General features: G+C 69.3%; 3 protein-coding genes and 1 tRNA gene. 1 reads left to right on the forward strand and 3 read right to left on the reverse strand.

Annotated elements, in window-relative coordinates:
- Nucleotides 1-41: 41 nt before the first annotated feature.
- Entirely contained in the window at nucleotides 42-890 is an 849-nt protein-coding gene (gene rlmB / locus Q8M82_RS04550; protein ID WP_305690195.1) for a 23S rRNA (guanosine(2251)-2'-O)-methyltransferase RlmB, read from the reverse strand.
- Nucleotides 891-1104: 214 nt separating this feature from the next.
- Here rlmB and Q8M82_RS04555 point away from each other — a divergent pair.
- Nucleotides 1105-1189, forward strand: a tRNA-Tyr gene (locus Q8M82_RS04555).
- A 162-nt stretch (nucleotides 1190-1351) separates the two neighbouring features.
- Here the strand turns inward: Q8M82_RS04555 and Q8M82_RS04560 are convergent.
- Complete coding sequence (locus tag Q8M82_RS04560) at nucleotides 1352-1969, reverse strand: sarcosine oxidase subunit gamma (RefSeq protein ID WP_305690196.1); 618 nt, start codon at nucleotides 1967-1969, stop codon at nucleotides 1352-1354.
- On the reverse strand, nucleotides 1962-3799 hold a 1838-nt coding region (locus Q8M82_RS04565), incomplete at its 5' end, for a glycine cleavage T C-terminal barrel domain-containing protein (RefSeq protein ID WP_305690197.1). The genes Q8M82_RS04565 and Q8M82_RS04560, both read right to left, overlap by 8 nt.

A 3799-nucleotide genomic window follows, 5' to 3' on the forward strand; every position in this document is an offset into this window, starting at 1 on the left:
AGGTCTCAGCGCCCGTTCGCAATTTGCGAGCGGGCGTTGTGCTATTTCGGCTTCATCAGGCCGAGCCGGCTGGCCCCGATATACAGCGCCAGCACCGCGGCGTTGGAGACGTTCAGGCTCTTGATCTCGCCGGGCATGTCGAGGCGCGCCACCACGCTGCAGGTCTCGCGCGTCAATTGCCGCAAGCCCTTGCCTTCGGCCCCCAGCACCAGCGCCAGCGGCTGCTGCAGCGTAACCGCGCCGAGGTCTTCAGTTCCCTCGCTGTCGAGTCCGACCGTCATGAAGCCGCGGTCGTTCAACTCATTGAGCGCGCGGGCGAGATTTTGCACGGTGACAAGCGGCACCAGTTCCAGCGCGCCGGAGGCCGACTTCGCCAGCACGCCGGTCGCCTCGGGGCTGTGACGGGCGGTCGTGACGATGGCCTTGACCGCAAACGCCGCGGCCGAGCGCATGATGGCGCCGACATTGTGCGGATCGGTGATCTGGTCGAGCGCCAGCACGATGGCGTCGTCGGGCAGGCTGTCGAGATCGGGCGAGGGCAGCGGGTCGCAGACGAGGTAAAGACCCTGATGCACCGAATCGGGGGTGAGCAGCCGGTCGATCTCGGAGGGGCGCACGATCTCGGGCTCAAGCGGCAGGTCGCCGATCTCCTCCTGAAGGCGCTTGACGCCATTCTCCGTCGCGAGCAGGCGGCGGTGGCTGCGCTTGGGATTGCGCAGCGCCTCGATCACCGGGTGGACGCCGTAGAGCACCGCCTCGTCGATGTCGCCGGGGCGGTGATGCAGGGTCCCGTCGGCGCGGCGCGGGCTGGTCTGACGCGGAGCGTCCCCGCGCGCACCCTCGCGGCGCGGCTGATCGCGATCCGATTTGGGGCGGAACGGTGCGGGCATGGGGCTTCTCCTGCGGTGCTGGCGCATGCCCTGACACGACATCCCCGACTTGGCCAGCATGGAAATGGCCCCGCACTTCACCATGCCGATGCGGCAGACGGCTTTTTGGCGTTGACAGGGGCCGGCCCGGTCACCATAAGTCCGGCCGCGCCTGTCGCCGTCACAGCAGTGACACGAGAGAGACGCCTGCGGCTTCGCCGCAAGCGGCGCGGGCGGGGGAATGTCCCGAGCGGCAAAGGGGGCGGACTGTAAATCCGCTGGCTATGCCTTCGCAGGTTCGAGTCCTGCTTCCCCCACCACCCCCCGATCCGAACAGCGAACGGCCCTCGGCCGGCAGCGAATCTCCGACGAGGACGCGTTTCGAACGGATGCGGGCGATGTGAAGCCCGCCCGGCGCGACTTCGCACTGCCGATGCCGCACCTGTCAGATGTGCAGCGCGTTGGATCCTCGCTTCGTGAGGTCACGCATCCGCGGTGGTGATCGCGCAACCGAACTCCGCGGCCGAAGCGGAGAGCCAGGACCAGAAGCTGCCTGCCATGCTACGCGGGACCAGGATCTGGTAGACGGCGCCGTCCGGCCCGTCCTCCGAGCGCCAGAGCTGGATCCCGATATAGGCGATGCTGGTCAGCGCCGTCATTCCGACCGGGAAGGCCCGGGGATGGAGGTCGACCATGCAGCCCTTGGCGAGCGTCTTGCCGACCATGCTGCCGGAGAGGGACAGGACGGCGCGTCCGTCGCTCTGCTCCGCCACGGCGGCCGTTTCCGCCAGGCCCGCGCAGTCCTCGGCAAAGCCGGCGCGAGAGGCCGCCACCAGAAGCCATTGCCCAGGGCCTGCCCAGGCCAGGCTGTGGGACGCCGACGAGACAACCGATGGACCTGTCGGCAGGGCGAGGCCGTAGCGGCTCTTAAGCGCACGTCCGAGCGCCGGCTCCTGCTCCCGGCCGGCGATCAGGCTCGCCATGCCCAATCCCTCGCGCAGGCAGACCTTGACGCCGTCACCGGGGCCGCCGAACGCGCCCGGCGCGACGATGCCGGTCCAGGCGCCGCGGGCGGTCCATGCCGTGCCGATCTCAGCCATGGAGACGCGTTCCTTCCGGGTCGACGAAGACGGGCGAGCAGATCTCGATCTCGATATCGCCGTTGCGGACCGGGTCGACGGCGCGGACGCGCTCACCCAGGCGCTCGGGCCCGTTCCTGAGCAGGCCGAGGCCGATCCAGTGCCCCAGCACGGGCGAATAGGCGACCGAGGTCATGTAGCCCTCGTCGTTGTGCATGGTCGCTGGCTTGCCGGTCGCGATGAAATGGGCGCCGGCACGCAGGCGCTGTGCCGGATCGACCGGCTTGAAGCCGACGAGGCGAGGGCGGTCGGCCTCGACCAGCGCCGGGCGCTGCGCCATCAGCCGCCCGAGATAATCCTTCTTCGACGACACCATCTTGCCGAGCCCGAGGTCGCGCGCCGTGGTCTGGCCACTCAGTTCGTTGCCGGCGACATGGCCCTTCTCGATCCGCATGACGCCGAGCGCCTCGGTGCCGTAGGGCGTGATGCCATGGGCGGCGCCGGCCGACATCAGGGCCTCCATCATCGTCTCGCCATAGCGGGCGGGGACGGCCAGCTCATAGGCGAGCTCGCCCGAAAACGAGATCCGGAACAGCCGCGCCGGGACACCGCCACCGACCGTGATCGGCCGCGCCGCCAGATAGGGGACGGCCTCATTCGAGAGGTCGTGCCCGGCATCGACGACGCCCTGCAGGACCAGCCGCGCCTTGGGGCCTGCGATCGCCGCTTGGGCCCACTGCTCGGAGACCGATACCATGCGCACGTCGAGACCCGGCCACAGGACCTGATGGCAGAATTCGAGATGCTGCATCACCTTGCCGGCATTGGCGGTGGTGGTGGTCATCAGGAAATGGGTCTGCGCCAGCCGCGAGGTCGTGCCGTCATCCATGACGAAGCCGTCCTCGCGCAGCATCAGCCCGTAGCGGGCCTTGCCGACCGGCAGCGTCTGGAAACCGTTGCAGTAGACGCGATCGAGGAAGTCGGCGGCATCCGCCCCCTGGATGTCGATCTTGCCGAGGGTGGAGACGTCGCAGAGCCCCACCGCGTTGCGGACGGCGAGCACCTCGCGGTTGACGCTGGTCAGCCAGTCGGTCTCGCCGGGGCGGGGATAGTACTGCGCCCGCATCCAGGCGCCGGCTTCGATGAAGACCGCGCCCTGCCGCTGCGACCAGGCATGGGTCGGGCTCAGCCGGGTCGGCCTGAAGTCGCGGCCGCGATGATGGCCGGCCAGCGCGCCGATCGCGACCGGCGTATAGGGCGGGCGGAAGATGGTCGTGCCGGTTTCGGGGATCGTCTTGCCGGTCTGCTCGGCCATGATCGCGAGCCCGGCGATGTTGGAGGTCTTGCCCTGGTCCGTCGCCATGCCGAGCGTGGTGTAGCGCTTGAGGTGTTCGACCGGCCGAAAGCCCTCGCGGGCGGCCAGCTCGATATCCGCGTCGGTGACGTCGTTCTGGAAATCGACGAAGGCCTTGCCCGCGAAGAGCCCGCCCTTGGGTGCCTTGACCCGCCAGAGGGGCGCCGACCCCAGCGCTTCCGGGTCGGTTTGGGGGCAAGACCCCGCCGCAACGTCGTGGAATCCGCAGTCGGCCGCGGCCTCGCGGCCCAGTCTCGCGCCATCCGCCAGTGCATCCGCGAGCGAGAACCGCCCCGCCGCACTGCCGGCCACGGCGAGACCGGCTGGCATCGTGCCGGGCACGAAGGCCTGAATTGCCTCGTCCCAGACCGGCCGCGTATTCTGGTGCGAGGTCAGATGCAGCGTCGGGTTCCAGCCGTTCGAGACCGCGAGAAGGTCGCAGGCGAGGGTCTGCTCGCGTCCGGAGGAATCGCGGATCGTAACCGAGCTCAGCGCCC

This window comes from Allobosea sp., assembly GCF_030694325.1.
Lineage (GTDB): Bacteria > Pseudomonadota > Alphaproteobacteria > Rhizobiales > Beijerinckiaceae > Allobosea.